Here is a 17462-nt window from a genome sequence, read left to right on the forward strand (position 1 = left end):
GGAGGCAAATATGCATTTTAAACTTAATCCCTGTGCGTTAGCGTTTACTTCTCTGTTTCTTGTTGCCTGCTCTGGCGGAAAAGGAAGTTTTGATTTAGAAGATGTTCAGCCTAATAAGACAACGGGCGTGTCTAAAGAAGAGTATCAGGATGTGGAAACCGATAAGAAAGTAAAAGAACAGTTAGGGGAATTGATGGAACCTGCTTTGGGGTATGTTGTAAAGGTTCCGGTGAGTCAAAGTGGAGCAAGAAGAACGGAAATCTCAAATCCAGAAGCAATTACTGATGAAGATCTTAATAAAATACCAAATCACGAGACTATCAAAAGTGTAGCTGATCAAAATTATGGCTGGGTAGTAGATAAAACAGCAGATAAAACGATGAAGTATGTTCGTTCTGGTTATGCAATTGATGTAGATCATTATGGTACTCGTGATAAAGGTTATGTGTTTTATAAAGGCATCACTCCCTCAAAAGAATTACCGCAGGGACCAGTCCTTACCTATCAAGGTGAATGGGATTTTACCTCGGATGCTAATTTAGATGCCAAAAGACCTAATAGTAACCCTGAATTTAATGGGTATGGTCCAGGGCAGAGAATTGCAACAACATCTGCAAATGCTAAAGGTAGAACCTATACATCTGAATTTGAAGTTGATTTTTCAACAAAAAAATTAAAAGGAAAATTAAATAGCAAAACAGCAAATGCAGAATCATTAGAGCGTTACAGTATTGAAGCAGAACTTAAAGGAAATCGTTTTAGAGGTAAAGCAATAGCCAAAGACACTAGTGATGCAATTTTAGGTAAGTCTTCTGATTATCTTGAAGGTGGTTTCTATGGACCTAAGGCAGAAGAACTTGCAGGAAAATTTATCACAAATGACAAATCTCTTTTTGCCGTTTTTTCAGCAAAACACAATGGCTCTAATGTTGACACCGTTCGTATTATTGATGCCTCAAAAATTGATTTAACTCATTTTAATTCTTCAGAACTTACCAATTTTGGCGATGCTTCCGTTTTAATTATTGATGGGAAAAAAATGGATCTGGCAGGTACCGATTTTAAAAACAGTAAAACGATTGAGATCAACGGTAAAACAATGGTAGCTGTAGCTTGCTGTAGTAATTTGGAATATATGAAATTTGGTCAATTATGGCAAAAAGAGGGTGAAACAGCCAAAGATAATAGTTTATTCCTACAAGGTGAACGTACTACAACGGATAAGATGCCAAAAGGCGGAAACTATAAATATATTGGTACTTGGGATGCTCAGGTTTCAAAAGAAAATAACTGGGTTGCTACAGCAGATGATGATAGAAAGGCTGGCTATCGCACAGAATTTGATGTTGATTTTGGCAACAAAAATTTAAGCGGTAAGTTATTTGATAAAAACGGTGTAAATCCTGTATTTACCGTAGATGCAAAAATTAATGGTAATGGTTTTACCGGAAAAGCTAAAACCTCAGATGCTGGCTTCGCTCTAGACTCAGGTAGTTCACGTTATGACAATGTGAAATTTAGCGATGTAGCAGTTAATGGTGGCTTCTATGGTCCAACGGCAGCAGAGCTTGGCGGACAATTCTTCCATAAATCAGACAATGGCAGTGTAGGTGCTGTCTTTGGTGCAAAACAACAAGTAAAAAAATAATAAGGAATTTGCAATGAAAAATAAATTAAATCTGATTAGCCTTGCTCTTCTTAGCCTCTTTGCCGTACAAAGCTATGCAGAACAAGCGGTACAATTAAACGATGTTTATGTCACAGGTACCAAAAAGAAAGCACATAAAAAAGAGAACGAAGTGACAGGCTTAGGGAAAGTAGTGAAAACATCAGATTCTCTTAGTAAGGAGCAAGTATTAGGAATGCGAGATCTGACTCGCTACGATCCAGGTATTTCTGTGGTAGAACAGGGACGAGGTGCAACGACAGGCTACTCAATTCGCGGGGTAGATCGTAATCGTGTGGGCTTGGCATTAGACGGTTTGCCACAGATTCAATCCTATGTAAGTCAATATTCACGTTCCTCAAGCGGTGCTATTAATGAAATAGAATACGAAAATCTGCGTTCGATCCAAATTAGTAAAGGGGCTAGTTCTTCTGAGTTTGGTAGTGGCTCGCTAGGCGGTTCGGTGCAATTCCGTACCAAAGAGGTAAGCGACATTATTAAGCCAGGGCAATCTTGGGGATTAGATACCAAAAGTGCTTACAGTAGTAAAAATCAACAATGGCTAAACTCACTTGCTTTTGCGGGTAGTCACAATGGCTTTGATGCTCTTGTGATTTACACTCACCGTGATGGTAAGGAAACGAAAGCTCATAAGGATGCAGAAAGCCGTTCTAAGAGTATTCAGAGAGTGGCTCTCGCAGATAATAATCCTCAAGGTAGCAATTGGTTTAAAGTTAAGAATGATTGTCCAAGTTTGAACTGCGAGCCACGCCAGCAGGTTGGAGTGTCTTATGATGGTCAGAAGTATATAACAGAGCAACTCAGTGGTAAAGAATATACAGGTGAAGAACGAGCTTTGCCTGATCCAGTGAAATATAAATCTGATTCTTGGTTGGTTAAATTAGGTTATAGCCTTTCACCAAAACATTATGTGGCTGGTGTTTATGAGCATAGCAAGCAACGCTATGATACTCGCGATATGACCTATCCTGCTTATTGGCAGCTATCAGATTTAAAAAATAGTGATACGTGGTATTCAATGGATAATGCTAAAGGGTTATATCGTGATAATGCTTTAGATGGTGTTGCTATTAACTACTTTACGGACGGTGTTGTGAAATCATCAAAAGGTTTACGTTGGGCAAAAGCTCGTTTTATTGATGAGTGGCACACTCGTGATCGCTTAGGTGCTTTATATCGTTATACCAATCAAGATGAAAATCGCCTGATTGATAGTCTATCTTTGAGTTTCGATCAGCAAAAAATTGATTTATCTACCCGCTTGAGAGAGAACAACTGTTCCGAATATCCAACCGTAGATAAGAATTGCCGTGCAACCCTTGATAAACTTTGGTCTTCCACTAAAAATGAGCAAAGTTCTTATGAAGAAAAACACGACACCATTCAGCTATCGTTAGATAAAACCATACAAACCGGATTGGGCAAACATCAATTAAATATGTTATTAGGTTCAGACCGTTTTAATTCCACTTTAAAACGCCACGAAATTTTGAGTGAGTTTTCCGTGGGAACTTGGCATCGTATCAGTGGTAACGGTTATCAAAATAATCCTTACATCTATGAGCTAAAAGATCAGAAGATTTATGCTCAAAATGTCTGTGACTATACTGGCACTATTGCAGGCAGGGCTGATTGTGCTACAAGCAAAATCAAAGGACATAATCACTACATCGCTCTGAGAGATAATTTTGCCATAACCAAGTATTTGGATATTGGTTTGGGTTACCGTTTCGATAAGCATAAATTCCGTAGCACTCATCGCTGGGCGAATCAAGGCGATTATAAAAACAGTGCGTGGAATATTGGCATAGTTGCAAAACCAACGTCATTCCTATCGCTCTCTTATCGAGCATCATCAGGCTTTAGAGTGCCAAGTTTCCAAGAGCTATTTGGCTTACGCTATGATGGTGCAAGAGCAGGCTCCAGCGATGCTTACCAAAAAACAGAGAAGTTATCTCCTGAAAAATCCTTAAACCAAGAGGTTGCTGCGACTTTCAAAGGTGATTTTGGTATCGTTGAAGTCAGTTATTTCAAAAATGACTATAAGCAGTTGATTGCTCCAGCAGAAAGAATGCACCAAACTCAATCAATGATTAACTATTTTAATGTGCAAGATATTAAATTGGACGGCATTAATCTTATTGGTAAGCTAGATTGGAATGGGGTATTTGATAAAATTCTTGAGGGCATTTACACAACATTAGCTTATAGCAAAATGCGAGTAAAAGAGGTGAAAAATTATCCTGGGTATATGAACATTCGCACTCCATTGTTAGACACCATTCAGCCTGCTCGCTATGTTGTAGGTGTGGGATACGATCAGCCAGATGAAAAATGGGGCGTGAATTTGACAATGACACACTCTAGTGGAAAAAATCCAGATGAGTTAAGAGGTAATGAACAAGTCGGTTTTGCCAATTATGAACGAACTGCCACGAAGAAAAGAACACGTTCTTGGCATACCTTTGACTTAACGGGATATATCACCCCTTGGAAACACATAACGGTACGAGCTGGCGTATATAACCTGATGAATTACCGTTACACCACTTGGGAATCCGTACGTCAATCTTCGCTTAACGCCATTCACCAGCACACTAATGTGAAAGATTACGCAAGATATGCAGCCCCTGGTAGAAATTATGTCCTTTCAGTAGAGATGAAGTTCTAACTTTCTATAGAGCATAGAATAAATTTGTGTAAATACCTGTTTCTGTGATAATACATCTAGATACAGGTATTTTTATAGGTGAGCAGGAATTCGGCATATTATACGACAAGTGTTATTGAATCTCTAGGTGATGTAATCCGTCGAGTAATTAAGGAAAGAAATGTATTTCCAATTGATGATGTGACATTTTAAATAGGGGGCTGTCCTAGATAACGACTAAAAGCTCTATTTTAGGTTAAAATAACCAAATGAGAAAAAGTCGCCTAAGTCAGCATAAACAAAATAAACTCATTGAGCTGTTTGTGGTAGGTGTCACTGCTCGAACAGCGGCTGAGTTGGTAAATGTAAATAAAACGACAGCAGCCTATTACTTCTATCGTCTGCGATTGCTTATCTATCAAAACAGCCCACATATGGAGATGTTTGAAGGTGAAATTGAAGCCGATGAAAGCTATTTTGGCGGCACTCACAAAGGTAAACGAGGTCGTGGAGCTGTGGGTAAAACCGCTGTATTCGGGCTTTTAAAGCGTGATGGTAAGGTGTATACCGTCGTTGTACCGAATATTCAATCTGCGACACTTTTACCGATTATTCGAGAAAAGGTGAAGCCTGACAGCATTGTTTACACCGATTTTTATCGAAGCTATGATGTTCTTGATCTGAGTGAGTTTAATCATTTTCGTATCAATCACAGTACTCATTTCGCAGAAAAACAAAATCATATAAACGGAATTGAGAATTTTTGGAACCAAGCTAAACATCATTTACGCAAGTTTAACGGTATTCCCAAAGCACATTTTGAGTTGTATTTGAAGGAATGCGAATGGCGTTTTAATCACAGTAACTTAAAATCTCAAATTTCCATTTTAAAACAATTAGTTAAGGGTAGCTTAAGTTAGTTATCTAGGACAGCCCCTTAAATAGAATAGTTTTTGGCAGATCAGCAAACAAATTTGCCTACTTGCCGCAATTAATGAGGTGGCAAAAATGAAGCATGCTAACTCTAAACTAGAAACAGCCAGCTTATTGATTTTGGTGATCGTCTAAGCGACCACCATAAGTTTAAAATGAAGATACTTAGAATTAGAGATAGATGTACAAATAACAGTGCTTGGATATGCTATCTCAGATATAAATATTTACGCCATCTATAACGCTTCATTCGCTTTTTTAATACTATCATCTGCTCTGCGTGCTTCACCTTTATGTTTTTGTTTATTTAGCTGGGTTTCAAGTTTTGATTCTACTTCGTTGATAGCTTTATAGAGATCTTCATCGTGTGCTTTTGCAAATAAATCGCCAACAGGGGTTCCAATAGAAGCCTCAACTTCGTAACCATTTGGTAATTTGTGGATAATAAAGTGAGGGTTAATTAACTGAGTTTGCCATTTATTCAGTTTAGCCAAACGCTCCTCAATGTGCGTACGAATTGCAGGAGTCACTTCCATTTGTTTGCTTGAAATATTGATTGTCATAGCATTTACCTCTTTGTTATGACCTTGTTGGTCGTTGAATGGATAGCTTCAAATTATGCCTTTCCCCCTAAAATTTCAACCCCTAAATTTAAACAATTTTCAAAAATTTGATCTACTTAACACTTTTTTGGTTTTTTTGACTATAATTCTAACGATATTTTTTGGAGGTATGATGTTATCAGAAGCTCGCTTGGCGAAAATTCGTGAAATGGAACAGATTTTAAATGAAGCAAGTAGCTTAATGAATAAAATGGAACAGCTTCAGCAGTCGTGGACAGTTCTTTTACCTAAAATCCGAGAACTAGAAAATTATTATTCTGAACAGTGGCAAGAAGATTATAATGCAGATGAACGAGGGGAAATTCCCTCAGAGATGATTCGATGCCTATTAAGTGAAGATGCCGTGTATAATTTATTCATTGCTCATCGAAAAATCGCATTAGAGTGGATTCGCTTGTCAGTGAAATCAATGGAAACAATATAATGATAGATAAACAACTTCCCCCTTTTCAACGAGCTTTTTTACACCCAAAGTATTGGGGTTTATGGTTCGGATTAGGAATTTTTAAACTGATTTTATGCTTACCTTACCCTATGTTAGTAAAAGTCGGTAAGGGCTTAGGCAAACTGTTTACTCGCTTAGGTTTTGGTAAACGCCGTATGCGAATTGCCAAACGGAATTTGGAACTTTGTTTTCCTGATTATACCACTAGTCAAATTGATGAGATTTTAGCTAAAAACGCTGAATCCGTTGGTATGGCAATTATTGAAACAGGTATGGCATGGTTTTGGTCAGATGAACGTATTCTTAAACTATGTAAAGTGGAGGGGGCAGAACATCTGAAAAATCAGCCAGAGGGTAAAGGAGTTATTTTAGTTGGTGTTCACTTTCTGACGCTTGAGTTTGGTGCAAGAATGATTGGACTACAGCGTCAAGGCATCGGTGTTTATCGTCCTAATGATAATCCGCTGTTGGATTGGATTCAATTTCGTGGGCGAGTACGTTCTAACAAAGCAATGTTAGATCGCAAAGATTTACGCGGTATGATTAAAGCTCTTCGTGCAGGCGAAACCATTTGGTATGCCCCCGATCACGATTACGGACGCAAAAACAGCGTCTTTGTGCCGTTTTTTGCCGTAAAAGAAGCCTGTACGACAGCTGGTACGAGAATGTTATTACGTTCTGCTTCAAATAGTATCGTTGTGCCGTTTACTCCAATGCGAAACGAGGATTTTTCAGGCTATACCGTCAAAATCAGCCCGCCAGTTGATTTTAGCCAGTGTGAAAATGACGTTGATACCGCAACTTTGATGAATAAGGTCGTAGAAGGCGAGATTATGCAAGCTCAGAGCCAATATATGTGGCTACATCGCCGTTTTAAAACCCGACCGAATGAGAGCGATCCGAGTTTGTATTAAACCGCCGACATTAAACCTAGTAAGGTCGCCACGCTTGGCGTCCTAGCAAACAATTTTTCAAGGTAGGGACACACTGCGTGTGTCCGCAGGGCGTTAATTAAATCAATAATATGTCGAAAAATATTGATAACGGACACACTCAGTGTGTCCCTGCTGTATTTGTGAATGCACATAGTTTTAGAAATTTTAATATGAGGAAAGAGATAGTGAACAAAACCAAAATTGTCCTTGCCACAGGCAATCAAGGCAAAGTGAAAGAAATGGCTGATGTATTAGCTGAATTTGGCTTTGAAGTGATTGCCCAAAGTGAATTTGGCATTCAAAGTCCAGAAGAAACTGGTTTAACCTTTGTGGAAAATGCACTGATTAAAGCTCGTTATGCGTCACAAATGACAGGGTTACCTGCGATTGCCGATGACTCAGGTTTAGCGGTAGAAGCATTGGGCGGTGAGCCGGGGCTTTATTCTGCTCGTTATGCAGGTGAAGAAGGGAACGATCAAGCCAATCGCCAAAGATTACTCGCTGAAATGGCAAATGTTGCCGATGAAGATCGCATTGCAAAATTTGTCAGTTGCGTTGTGATGTTACAGCACCCGACTGATCCGACTCCAAAAATTGCGATAGGCGAATGTTACGGACAAATTTTGTGTGAAGAACGTGGTTCAAACGGTTTTGGCTACGATCCACTCTTTTTCTACCCACCTAAAAACTGTACCTTTGCAGAACTCGAAACCGTCGAGAAGAAAAAAATCTCCCATAGAGCGATTGCATTACAATCCCTTAAACAACAATTGAAATAGGAACATTATGATTATTACCACAACCCCAAATATTGAAAACCATCAAATCGTTGAGTACAAAGGCTTAGTTTTTGGTGAAGTCGTGTCAGGTGCAAACTTTATCCGTGATTTTTTAGCAGGTACCACAGATGTCATTGGCGGACGTTCAGGCGCTTATGAAAGCAAATTAAATAGTGCGAGAAAAGAAGCTTTACAAGAATTAGAAAAAGAAGCGAAAAAAGTTGGCGCAAACGCAGTTGTCGGTGTGTCCATGGAATATCAATCGATGGGCGGTGACAAAGGTATGTTTATTGTAGTTGCGACTGGCTCAGCGGTTGTGATTAGTTAATGTTGCAAAAAAATCTTCAAATCACACCGCTTTTTTGGCAAACCAAAACTCTGCTTGAAATGAATGAAGCAGAGTGGGAAGCGCTGTGTGACGGCTGTGGTAAATGTTGTTATCGCAAATATATTCAAGGCAGAGGCAAACGGGAACGACTGTATTACACGTCCGTCGCCTGTAATTTGCTTGATGTGAATACAGGACGTTGTACTAACTATGCTGAGCGTTTCAAAATCGAAAAAGATTGTACCAAGCTCACCAAAAAGAACCTACCCGATTTTGGCTGGTTGCCGAAAACCTGTGCCTATCGACTGATTTATGAGGGCAAGCCGTTGTTTGATTGGCACCCACTGATTTCACAAGATCCCAATTCAGTAAAAAGAGCAGGGGTGTTAATCCCCAACGGCATTCACGAAAAAGATGTGATTGATTGGTTTGAGTTTGTGATTGATACTGTATAAATCTCAATATGGTTAGTATTCTTTATGAAGTAATTTAAATTACTTTTAAAGTTCTAACAAATACGCCTTCAACTCCCTAATCTTATCCCTCACCGCTGCCGCTTTTTCAAACTCTAGATCTTTAGCAAAATCTCGCATCTGTTGTTCAAGCACTTTCAATTCTTTTTCTAACTCTTTACGAGATTTTGGAATGTAAGCGGTCTGATCATCGCTTGATTTTGCAGATTTTTTACTGCGTTTTGGTTTATCTGTCTGCCCAATATCCAACAACTCGCCGACTTTTTTGTTCAACGCTTGTGGCACAATGCCGTGTTCTTCGTTGTATTTTTGTTGTTTCTCTCGGCGGCGTTCGGTTTCTGTGATCGCTTTTTGCATTGAGTTAGTGATGCGGTCGCCGTATAAAATTGCTTTGCCGTTGAGATTTCGGGCGGCACGTCCGATAGTTTGGATTAAAGAACGTTCGGAACGCAAAAAGCCTTCTTTGTCGGCATCTAAAATCGCCACCAGCGACACTTCTGGCATGTCCAAGCCTTCTCGCAACAAGTTGATCCCGACTAACACATCAAACATTCCCATTCGTAAATCGTGGATAATTTCGACCCGCTCGACTGTGTCGATGTCGCTGTGTAGATAACGCACTCGCACGCCATGTTCATCGAGGTAGTCGGTTAAATCTTCCGCCATTTTTTTGGTCAGCGTTGTGACTAGCACTCGTTCGTCCACTGCTACACGCTTATGAATTTCCGATAATAAATCGTCCACTTGCGTTGCCACAGGGCGAACTTCGATAATTGGATCTAACAAGCCAGTCGGACGAACCACTTGGTCGATTACATCAGGATTTTTCTCTAATTCGTAAGGTCCAGGGGTTGCCGATACATAGATTGTCTGTGGCGATAAGCGTTCAAACTCTTCAAAACGCAACGGACGGTTGTCTAAAGCAGATGGCAAACGGAAACCGTATTGCACCAAAGTTTCTTTTCTTGCTCGGTCGCCCCTAAACATACCGCCGATTTGTGGCACGGTAACGTGGGACTCATCAATAATCAGCAAGCCATTAGACGGCATATAATCAAACAAGGTCGGTGGCGGTTCACCCTCTTTTCTGCCCGATAAATAACGTGAGTAGTTTTCAATGCCTGAGCAGTAGCCCAACTCGTTCATCATCTCAATATCAAACTGGGTACGCTGGGCAATCCGCTGTTCTTCGAGTAATTTATTCTCTTTGATAAAGTAAGTTCGACGCTCGGCAAGTTCTTTTTTGATCTGCTCAATCGCTTCTAAAATCCGATCTCTCGGCGTAACGTAGTGAGTTTTTGGGTAGATCGTATAACGGGGAACTCGCCCTAAATTATGCCCTGTAAGCGGATCGAATAAGGACAGATTTTCGATTTCATCATCAAACAGTTCCACACGCAGAGCGACACCGTCCGATTCGGCAGGGAAAATATCAATCACTTCACCACGCACACGGAAAGTCGCCCGCTGAAAGGCTTGATCGTTACGAGTATATTGTAATTCAGCAAGGCGAGAGAGAATTTTGCGTTGGTCGATCATTTCCCCCACTTGCAGATGTAACATCATCTGCATATAGGCATCAACATCCCCCAAGCCGTAAATTGCCGACACCGATGCGACTACAATCGTATCCCGTCTTTCTAAAAAAGATTTGGTGGCAGACAGTCGCATCTGTTCGATCTGCTCATTAATAGAAGCATCTTTTTCAATAAAAGTATCGCTAGCAGGCACATAGGCTTCGGGCTGATAGTAATCGTAGTAGGAAACGAAATACTCCACCGCATTTTCAGGGAAAAAGGCTTTCATCTCGGCATAAAGTTGTGCCGCAAGGGTTTTGTTCGGGGCAAGTACCATTGCTGGACGGTTTAAAGTCGCAATCACATTGGCAATGGTAAAGGTTTTGCCCGATCCTGTTACACCTAGCAAGGTTTGATGTGCCAAGCCATCATTCAATCCCTCGATTAATTTGGCAATCGCAGTCGGTTGGTCGCCTGAGGGTTTGAAGGGGGAATGTAAAATAAATGGTTTACCCTGTTTGCTCATTGAAAATCCTTGTCTGAAAATTTGCTAGAATTCTAACATAGAATAAGTGGTGAGATTTTGGGAATTTCAGCCTAAAAAGAAATTTTGTTATTCATACAATTTACTTTAAAAATCCTCTTTGGTGGACGCTCAGAAATCCATTACAATTCTTCGTAAAATAATGCTAAAACTCACCGCTATGATTGATACACAAACTTTAAAAACAGAACTTCAGCAATTTAATAGCACACAAAAATCCCTTTTTAGTACTGAAGATATCAAAAATTTACTCGAACAACGTAGCCATTTTTATGATGATTTACTGACAACGCTCTGGCAACAATTTGGGTTGATGGAGCGGCAGGACTTGGCTTTAGTGGCAGTCGGGGGATATGGGCGGAGGGAGATGTTTCCGCTGTCTGATTTGGATATTTTGGTGTTGAGTGAACAGCCTTTAGATGAACAGACGCAAAATCAATTAAATCAACTATTTAACCTCTTGTGGGATTGCAAATTTCAGCTGGGGGCGAGTGTGCGAACCTTGGCGGAGTGTGTTGAGGTGGGCAGAGCGGAAATTTCTGTGGCAACGAATATGTTTGAGAGCCGTTTTTTGCTTGGCAATGAAGCCTTGTGGCAACAGCTGATGAGCAAGCTGTTCCACGCGGAGTTTTGGTCTATCCAAGCCTTTTTTGAGGCAAAAATGGCGGAAAAAAATGAACGTTATGCCCGTTATCATAATACCAGTTATAACCTTGAGCCTGATTTAAAACATAGTCCGGGGGGGGGGCTACGGGATTTGCACTTGCTCTCTTGGATTATGTTACGCCATTATGGGCTGTATAGCCTAGAGAGTTTGTTTAGTCGGGGTTTGCTCTATCCTGAAGAATTTATTGAGCTTCAGCAGGCTCAACATACGTTATTTAGAATGCGGTTTGCCTTGCATTTGCAATTAAAGCGTTACGATAATCGCTTGCGGTTTGATCGCCAGTTACAACTGAGTGAGCAGTTAGGCTATCAGGGCGAGGGTAATCAGCCTGTGGAAGCGATGATGAAAGATTTCTTTCAGGCGACGCAATCTATTTCGCAATTAACGCAATTGTTGCTCAATCATTTTCATCAAGAGGTGCTACAGGCTTTGCAAAATGTACAGCAAAAACAGCCGCTTGATGACTATTTTTATTTGCAAGGGGAACAGCTAATTTGTAGTAACACTTTGATTTTTAAGCAACAACCTGAGCGGATTTTGGATCTTTTCTTCTATCTCACTCAGCATACGCAGGTGTGTGTAGCCAGTACGACGTTGCGACAACTTCGGCTGGCGTTACAGACCTTAAACCAGCCGTTGTGTGAACTGCCTCAAGCTCGACATCGCTTTATTCGGCTGTTTTCTCAGCCTGATGTGGTTAAAAGAGCCATTATGCCAATGCATCAGTTGGGCGTTTTAACCGCTTACTTACCGCAATGGGTTGGTATTCAAGGCTTGATGCAGTTTGATCTTTTTCATATTTATACGGTGGACGAGCATACGGTTCAGGTGATGCTTAAATTAGAAAGTTTTCTGCAACAGGAAAATGCCGAAAAACATCCGCTTTGTTGTCGTCTGTTTCCGACACTGGCAGACCGTCCGTTGCTCTATTTGTCAGCCTTGTTCCACGATATTGCTAAAGGCAGAGAGGGCGATCACGCTAAAGTTGGGGCGGAAGATATGCGTGCTTTTGCTCAACAACACGGCTTTTCTCAAGAGCAAAGTGATTATATGGCGTGGTTGGTGGCAGAGCATTTGACGATGTCAATTACGGCACAACGTCGGGATATTCACGATCCCGATGTGGTGAAAACTTTTGCAAATGTGGTGAAAAATCCGACCGCTTTAGCTGCTTTAACCTGTTTAACCGTTGCGGATATTTGTGCGACGAATGAAACCCTTTGGAATGATTGGAAGCGGTCGCTTTTCCTTAAACTTTTTCAATTTACCGAACAGCAGTTGCAGTTAGGCAGTGAGGAAACGATTAATCATCAGCAACTGAGCCAAGCCCATCAACAGCAAGCCTATGTACAACTTGAGGCGTTACTTTCGGCTGAACAAAAAACACGGCTGTTGCAATTTTGGCAATCCTGTCCTGAAAGCTATTTTGTGCGAAACAGCCCGACACAGCTTTATTGGCACGCCTTGCATTATTTAAAAGATCCTGCGTTGCCGATGGTGTTGATTAGCAATCAGTATGCACGGGGAGCGACAGAAATTTTTGTGCATTGCCAAGACCAAGCCCAGCTTTTTGCGAGAATTGCACAGACGTTAAGTCAGAAGAAAGTGAGTATCCACGATGCTCAAATCCTTACGAGCGATCATGGTTTGGTGTTGGATAGTTTTATTATTACGGAAATGAACGGCGAGCCACTCGATGATGAGCGAAGTGAACAAATTCAGTCGGCATTGGTTAAAACTTTGCTTGCGAATACGGAGAAAGTGTTTAATCCAAGTAAAAAATCCGTTAAACATCAGGCGTTTAAGCGAAAAACCAAGATCCGTTTTTTAGCAAATTCCCAGCCAAATCAGACCGCTTTTGAGCTATTTACCTTAGACCGAGAGGGGTTGTTGGCTCAAATTGGGTATATTTTCGGGCAGCTTAAGTTGAATTTGATTAACGCTAAAATTACGACCATTGGTGAACGGGTGGAGGATTTTTTTGTGGTGAGCAATCAGCAAAATGGGGCTTTGGCGGAGGAAGAACAGGCGATGTTGAAACAACATTTGTTGGCGATGTTAGAACAAGAATAGAATGCTATACTGTCTATCAAACAATGAATTAAGAGTAAAAGATGTTATTGTTATATTCAGTATTAGTAAAAAGGTAATAAAGAATGCTACTCGCACAAGACCCCGAACAGTTTCGAGAATCTGCGTATTTACGCCAATTTTGGATAGAGTTGAGGAAAGACACCTTTGCACTCATCAGCCTTAATCTCTTTATTCTTCTGATGGGATTGGTTTTTTTTGGCTATTTACTTGCCCCTTATGCAGCCGATCGGCAATTTAGCGGAATGGAATTAATGCCACCATCGTGGAGTGATAGCGGCCAGATTAGCCATTTTTTTGGCACAGACGATCTAGGAAGAGATATTTTCAGTCGCGTCCTCTACGGCTTCTACTACACCGTTGGTTCAGCATTGGTCATTACCATTGCTATCGGTATTTTAGGTGGCATTCTTGGCGTGATTGCAGGGACAAAACGGAGTGGATCTATTTTTATTCTCAGTCATCTTTTTGATACCTTTTTATTTACGCCGATTTTGCTGATTGCCATCATCATTGCAACTTTAATGGAGGTCTCTCTCATTAATGCAATGTTGGCCATTTTTCTTGCTATGTTGCCTCACTTTATCCATAAAATTTATCAAATGACCCAACGGGAGCTGGCGAGAGAATATGTCATCACTTTAAAATTAGAGGGTGCAAGAAAACGAGATTTAATCCGTGAAGTGATCTTACCTAATTTAACTGTGATTGCCGTCAAAGAACTTGCGCATATTTTTGTTATTGCCGTGTTAGACATCAGTGCATTGAGCTTTATTTCACTGGGGGCAACGAGCCCAACGCCAGAATGGGGAGCGATGATCCGCGATTCTCTTGAATTAATTTATGTTGCCCCTCGGACGGTCATTCTTCCTGGATTTGCTATCATTTTTACTCTACTTATCATTACAATGCTTGGAAACAGCATTGTACGGGTGCTTGAAAAATATCGTTATTAGGGAAGGGAAACAATGGCATTACTGGATATTAGACATTTAAGTATCGAAATTGATACGCCAAACGGGCGTATAAAAATGGTAGATAATATCAATCTTACCCTTGATAGCGGTGAGATATGTGGTTTAGTTGGCGAATCAGGGTCAGGAAAAAGTTTAATTGCTAAAGTGATCTGCGGATTAGTCAAAGACGAGTGGATCATTACTGCCGACCGCTTTCGCTTTAACGATATTGAATTACTGAAACTTTCCCCCTATCAGCGCCGAAAACTGGTTAGTGATCAGATTTCAATGATTTTCCAAGATCCACTCTCTTGCTTAGACCCAAGCGAACGTATTGGTAAACAATTAATCGAAACTATCCGCTTTAAAGGCAAGTGGTGGGAACGTTTTGGCTGGAAAAAGAAAAAAGCCATTGAATTACTACACAAAGTGGGGATAAAAGATCATAAAGATATTATGCAAAGCTATCCAACGGATATTACCGAAGGTGAAGCACAAAAAGTGATGATTGCAATGGCAGTGGCAAATCAGCCTCGCTTGCTCGTGGCTGACGAACCAACCAATACAATGGAATCAACCACACAGCTACAAATTTATCGCTTGCTTTCCAGTATGAACAAAAATCTTGGTACGTCTATTATTCTAGTGAGTAACGATATGCTCAGTATTTACAAGTGGGTAGATTCATTTAACGTTTTGTACTGCGGGCAAACCGTTGAAATTGCAGAGAAAGAAACCATTATGGAAACCCCTTATCACCCTTATACCGCAGTACTATTGCATAGCGTACCCGATTTTTCTAAACCTTTGCCTTTTAAAGGTCGCTTGAATACCCTTAAAGGCTCAGTTCCAATGTTACAAGATATGCCTATTGGTTGCCGTCTTGGGCCTCGTTGCCCTTTTGCGCAGAAAAAATGTGTCGTTAAACCACCGCTACGCAAATTCCGCCAACACGAATTTGCCTGCCATTTTCCGATTAACTTTAGAGAACAAAATTTCTTACGTAAGGAAGAATTTGTGCCAGTGATCGTAAAAGTAGATTAGATGTTATATAGCTTAGTCCATATTAATGATGATAGAAAAAAGTCTATATCGGTATTTAATACTCGAATATATAATTGGTCTTAATTTAGAAAAATCCCTTTTCGATCAAATATCCTTTAAATTTTTGTGAAGCTCATCACTTTTTTACAAGACAAATTTGTAAAATCCCATTACCATATGCAAGTCTTTTCAACATTAACTATTAACTCTCATAGAGGATATTAACAATGGCAAAAATCGTTAAAGTAATTGGTCGTGAAATCATTGACTCACGTGGTAACCCAACTGTTGAAGCAGAAGTTCACCTTGAAGGTGGTTTTGTTGGTTTAGCAGCAGCGCCATCAGGTGCATCAACAGGTTCACGCGAAGCATTAGAATTGCGTGATGGCGACAAAGCACGTTTCTTAGGCAAAGGTGTATTAAAAGCTGTTTCTGCAGTAAACAACGAAATTGCTAATGCAATCGTAGGTAAAGATGCATCTAACCAAGCTGAAATCGACCAAATTATGATCGACTTAGATGGTACAGATAACAAATCTAAATTTGGTGCAAACGCAATTTTAGCGGTTTCTTTAGCAAACGCAAAAGCGGCTGCAGCATCAAAAGGTTTACCACTTTATGCTCACATTGCAGAGCTTAACGGTACTCCAGGCGTGTACTCTATGCCATTACCAATGATGAACATCATCAACGGTGGTGAGCACGCAGACAACAACGTTGATATCCAAGAGTTTATGATCCAACCAGTGGGTGCATCAACATTAAAAGAAGCACTTCGTATCGGTGCTGAAGTATTCCACAACCTTGCTAAAGTATTAAAAGCGAAAGGCTTAAATACTGCTGTGGGTGACGAGGGTGGTTTCGCACCAAACCTTGCTTCTAACGCAGATGCATTAGCTTGTATCAAAGAAGCAGTAGAAAAAGCAGGTTATGTTTTAGGTAAAGATGTAACTTTAGCGATGGACTGTGCGTCTTCTGAGTTCTACAACAAAGACAACGGTTTATACGAAATGAAAGGTGAAGGTAAATCATTCACTTCTCAAGAATTTACTCACTACTTAGAAGGCTTATGCAAAGAGTACCCAATCGTGTCTATCGAAGATGGTCAAGATGAGTCAGACTGGGAAGGTTTTGCGTACCAAACTAAAGTATTAGGTGACAAAGTTCAATTAGTAGGTGACGACTTATTCGTAACCAATACTAAGATCTTAAGCCGTGGTATCGAAAATGGTATCGCAAACTCAATCTTAATCAAATTCAACCAAATCGGTTCATTAACTGAAACTTTAGCAGCAATCAAAATGGCTAAAGATGCAGGTTACACAGCGGTTATCTCACACCGTTCTGGCGAAACTGAAGATGCAACTATCGCTGATTTAGCAGTGGGTACAGCAGCAGGTCAAATCAAAACGGGTTCAATGAGCCGTTCAGACCGTGTTGCGAAATACAACCAATTAATCCGTATCGAAGAAGCATTGGCAGCAGCAGGTACACCAGCACCTTTCAATGGTCGTAAAGAAGTGAAAGGTCAAGCGTAATTTGCGTTGATTTATTGAATATAGCCACCTTGAGAAATTGAGGTGGCTTTTATTAGCTATGTGCCATAAAACTTACCCTTTCGGGCGGAGATATAAGGTACAAATAGCGTAAGTTATTTCAATCTTGTTAAGTTTGTGATTACTTGATAATAAGTGTTCAGCAGAAAGAGCTCACCGAGGGTAGCCTATAACAATCAATCGGAGCTAGTTGGAGCCTTCGTCTTTAAAGACTTGAACGTCAACAATTCTTCA

At 40.4% G+C, this 17462-nt stretch carries 14 protein-coding genes; 12 read left to right on the forward strand and 2 right to left on the reverse strand.

The window, feature by feature from the left end; translation table 11 throughout:
• Positions 1-10: 10 nt before the first annotated feature.
• From B0183_RS03035 to B0183_RS03045, 3 genes are all read left to right on the forward strand, one after another.
• On the forward strand, positions 11-1648 hold the full coding sequence (locus B0183_RS03035) for a transferrin-binding protein-like solute binding protein (protein ID WP_078208307.1): 1638 nt from the start codon (positions 11-13) through the stop codon (positions 1646-1648).
• Positions 1649-1661: 13 nt separating this feature from the next.
• Complete coding sequence (locus tag B0183_RS03040) at positions 1662-4358, forward strand: lactoferrin/transferrin family TonB-dependent receptor (protein ID WP_078208308.1); 2697 nt, start codon at positions 1662-1664, stop codon at positions 4356-4358.
• Positions 4359-4606: 248 nt separating this feature from the next.
• On the forward strand, positions 4607-5257 hold the full coding sequence (locus B0183_RS03045; RefSeq protein ID WP_078208309.1) for an IS1595 family transposase: 651 nt from the start codon (positions 4607-4609) through the stop codon (positions 5255-5257).
• A gap of 249 nt (positions 5258-5506) precedes the next feature.
• On the opposite strand, the gene hpf is transcribed toward B0183_RS03045, so the two are convergent.
• Positions 5507-5833 carry a ribosome hibernation-promoting factor, HPF/YfiA family gene (gene hpf / locus B0183_RS03050; RefSeq protein WP_005710552.1) on the reverse strand — a complete coding sequence of 109 codons (327 nt, stop codon included), beginning with the start codon at positions 5831-5833 and terminating at the stop codon, positions 5507-5509.
• 169 nt (positions 5834-6002) lie between these two features.
• Here hpf and B0183_RS03055 point away from each other — a divergent pair, with 169 nt between their 5' ends.
• The 5 genes from B0183_RS03055 (at position 6003) to B0183_RS03075 (ending at position 8835) form a co-directional block, all read left to right on the forward strand.
• Positions 6003-6317, forward strand: coding sequence for a DUF4298 domain-containing protein (locus B0183_RS03055; protein WP_231401390.1), 315 nt, complete (start codon positions 6003-6005; stop codon positions 6315-6317).
• Positions 6317-7252: a Kdo(2)-lipid IV(A) acyltransferase gene (locus B0183_RS03060; RefSeq protein WP_016528277.1), complete on the forward strand. Its 936-nt coding sequence runs from the start codon at positions 6317-6319 to the stop codon at positions 7250-7252. The genes B0183_RS03055 and B0183_RS03060 overlap by 1 nt, the downstream gene beginning before the upstream one ends.
• 206 nt (positions 7253-7458) lie before the next feature.
• Positions 7459-8052, forward strand: a complete 594-nt coding sequence (gene rdgB / locus B0183_RS03065; protein WP_016528276.1) for an RdgB/HAM1 family non-canonical purine NTP pyrophosphatase — start codon at positions 7459-7461, stop codon at positions 8050-8052.
• A 7-nt stretch (positions 8053-8059) separates the two neighbouring features.
• Entirely contained in the window at positions 8060-8380 is a 321-nt protein-coding gene (locus B0183_RS03070; RefSeq protein ID WP_035520469.1) for a YbjQ family protein, read from the forward strand.
• The gene (locus B0183_RS03075; protein WP_035495355.1) at positions 8380-8835 is read left to right on the forward strand and encodes a YcgN family cysteine cluster protein; all 456 of its coding nucleotides are present in this window, start codon (positions 8380-8382) and stop codon (positions 8833-8835) included. The genes B0183_RS03070 and B0183_RS03075 overlap by 1 nt, the downstream gene beginning before the upstream one ends.
• 45 nt (positions 8836-8880) lie before the next feature.
• Here the strand turns inward: B0183_RS03075 and uvrB are convergent, their stop codons facing one another.
• On the reverse strand, positions 8881-10896 hold the full coding sequence (gene uvrB / locus B0183_RS03080) for an excinuclease ABC subunit UvrB (RefSeq protein ID WP_078208310.1): 2016 nt from the start codon (positions 10894-10896) through the stop codon (positions 8881-8883).
• Positions 10897-11056: 160 nt separating this feature from the next.
• On the opposite strand from uvrB, the gene glnD reads away from it, so the two are divergent.
• The 4 genes from glnD (at position 11057) to eno (ending at position 17210) form a co-directional block, all read left to right on the forward strand.
• The gene (glnD, locus tag B0183_RS03085) at positions 11057-13654 is read left to right on the forward strand and encodes a bifunctional uridylyltransferase/uridylyl-removing protein GlnD (RefSeq protein WP_234802020.1); all 2598 of its coding nucleotides are present in this window, start codon (positions 11057-11059) and stop codon (positions 13652-13654) included.
• A gap of 83 nt (positions 13655-13737) precedes the next feature.
• Complete coding sequence (locus tag B0183_RS03090) at positions 13738-14628, forward strand: ABC transporter permease subunit (RefSeq protein ID WP_078208311.1); 891 nt, start codon at positions 13738-13740, stop codon at positions 14626-14628.
• Positions 14629-14640: 12 nt separating this feature from the next.
• Complete coding sequence (locus B0183_RS03095; protein ID WP_021113358.1) at positions 14641-15672, forward strand: peptide ABC transporter ATP-binding protein; 1032 nt, start codon at positions 14641-14643, stop codon at positions 15670-15672.
• A gap of 227 nt (positions 15673-15899) precedes the next feature.
• Positions 15900-17210, forward strand: coding sequence for a phosphopyruvate hydratase (eno, locus tag B0183_RS03100; RefSeq protein WP_005710572.1), 1311 nt, complete (start codon positions 15900-15902; stop codon positions 17208-17210).
• The last annotated feature ends 252 nt before the right edge of the window (positions 17211-17462 follow it).

This window comes from Glaesserella parasuis (genome assembly GCF_002015085.1).
Taxonomy (GTDB): Bacteria; Pseudomonadota; Gammaproteobacteria; order Enterobacterales; family Pasteurellaceae; genus Glaesserella; species Glaesserella parasuis.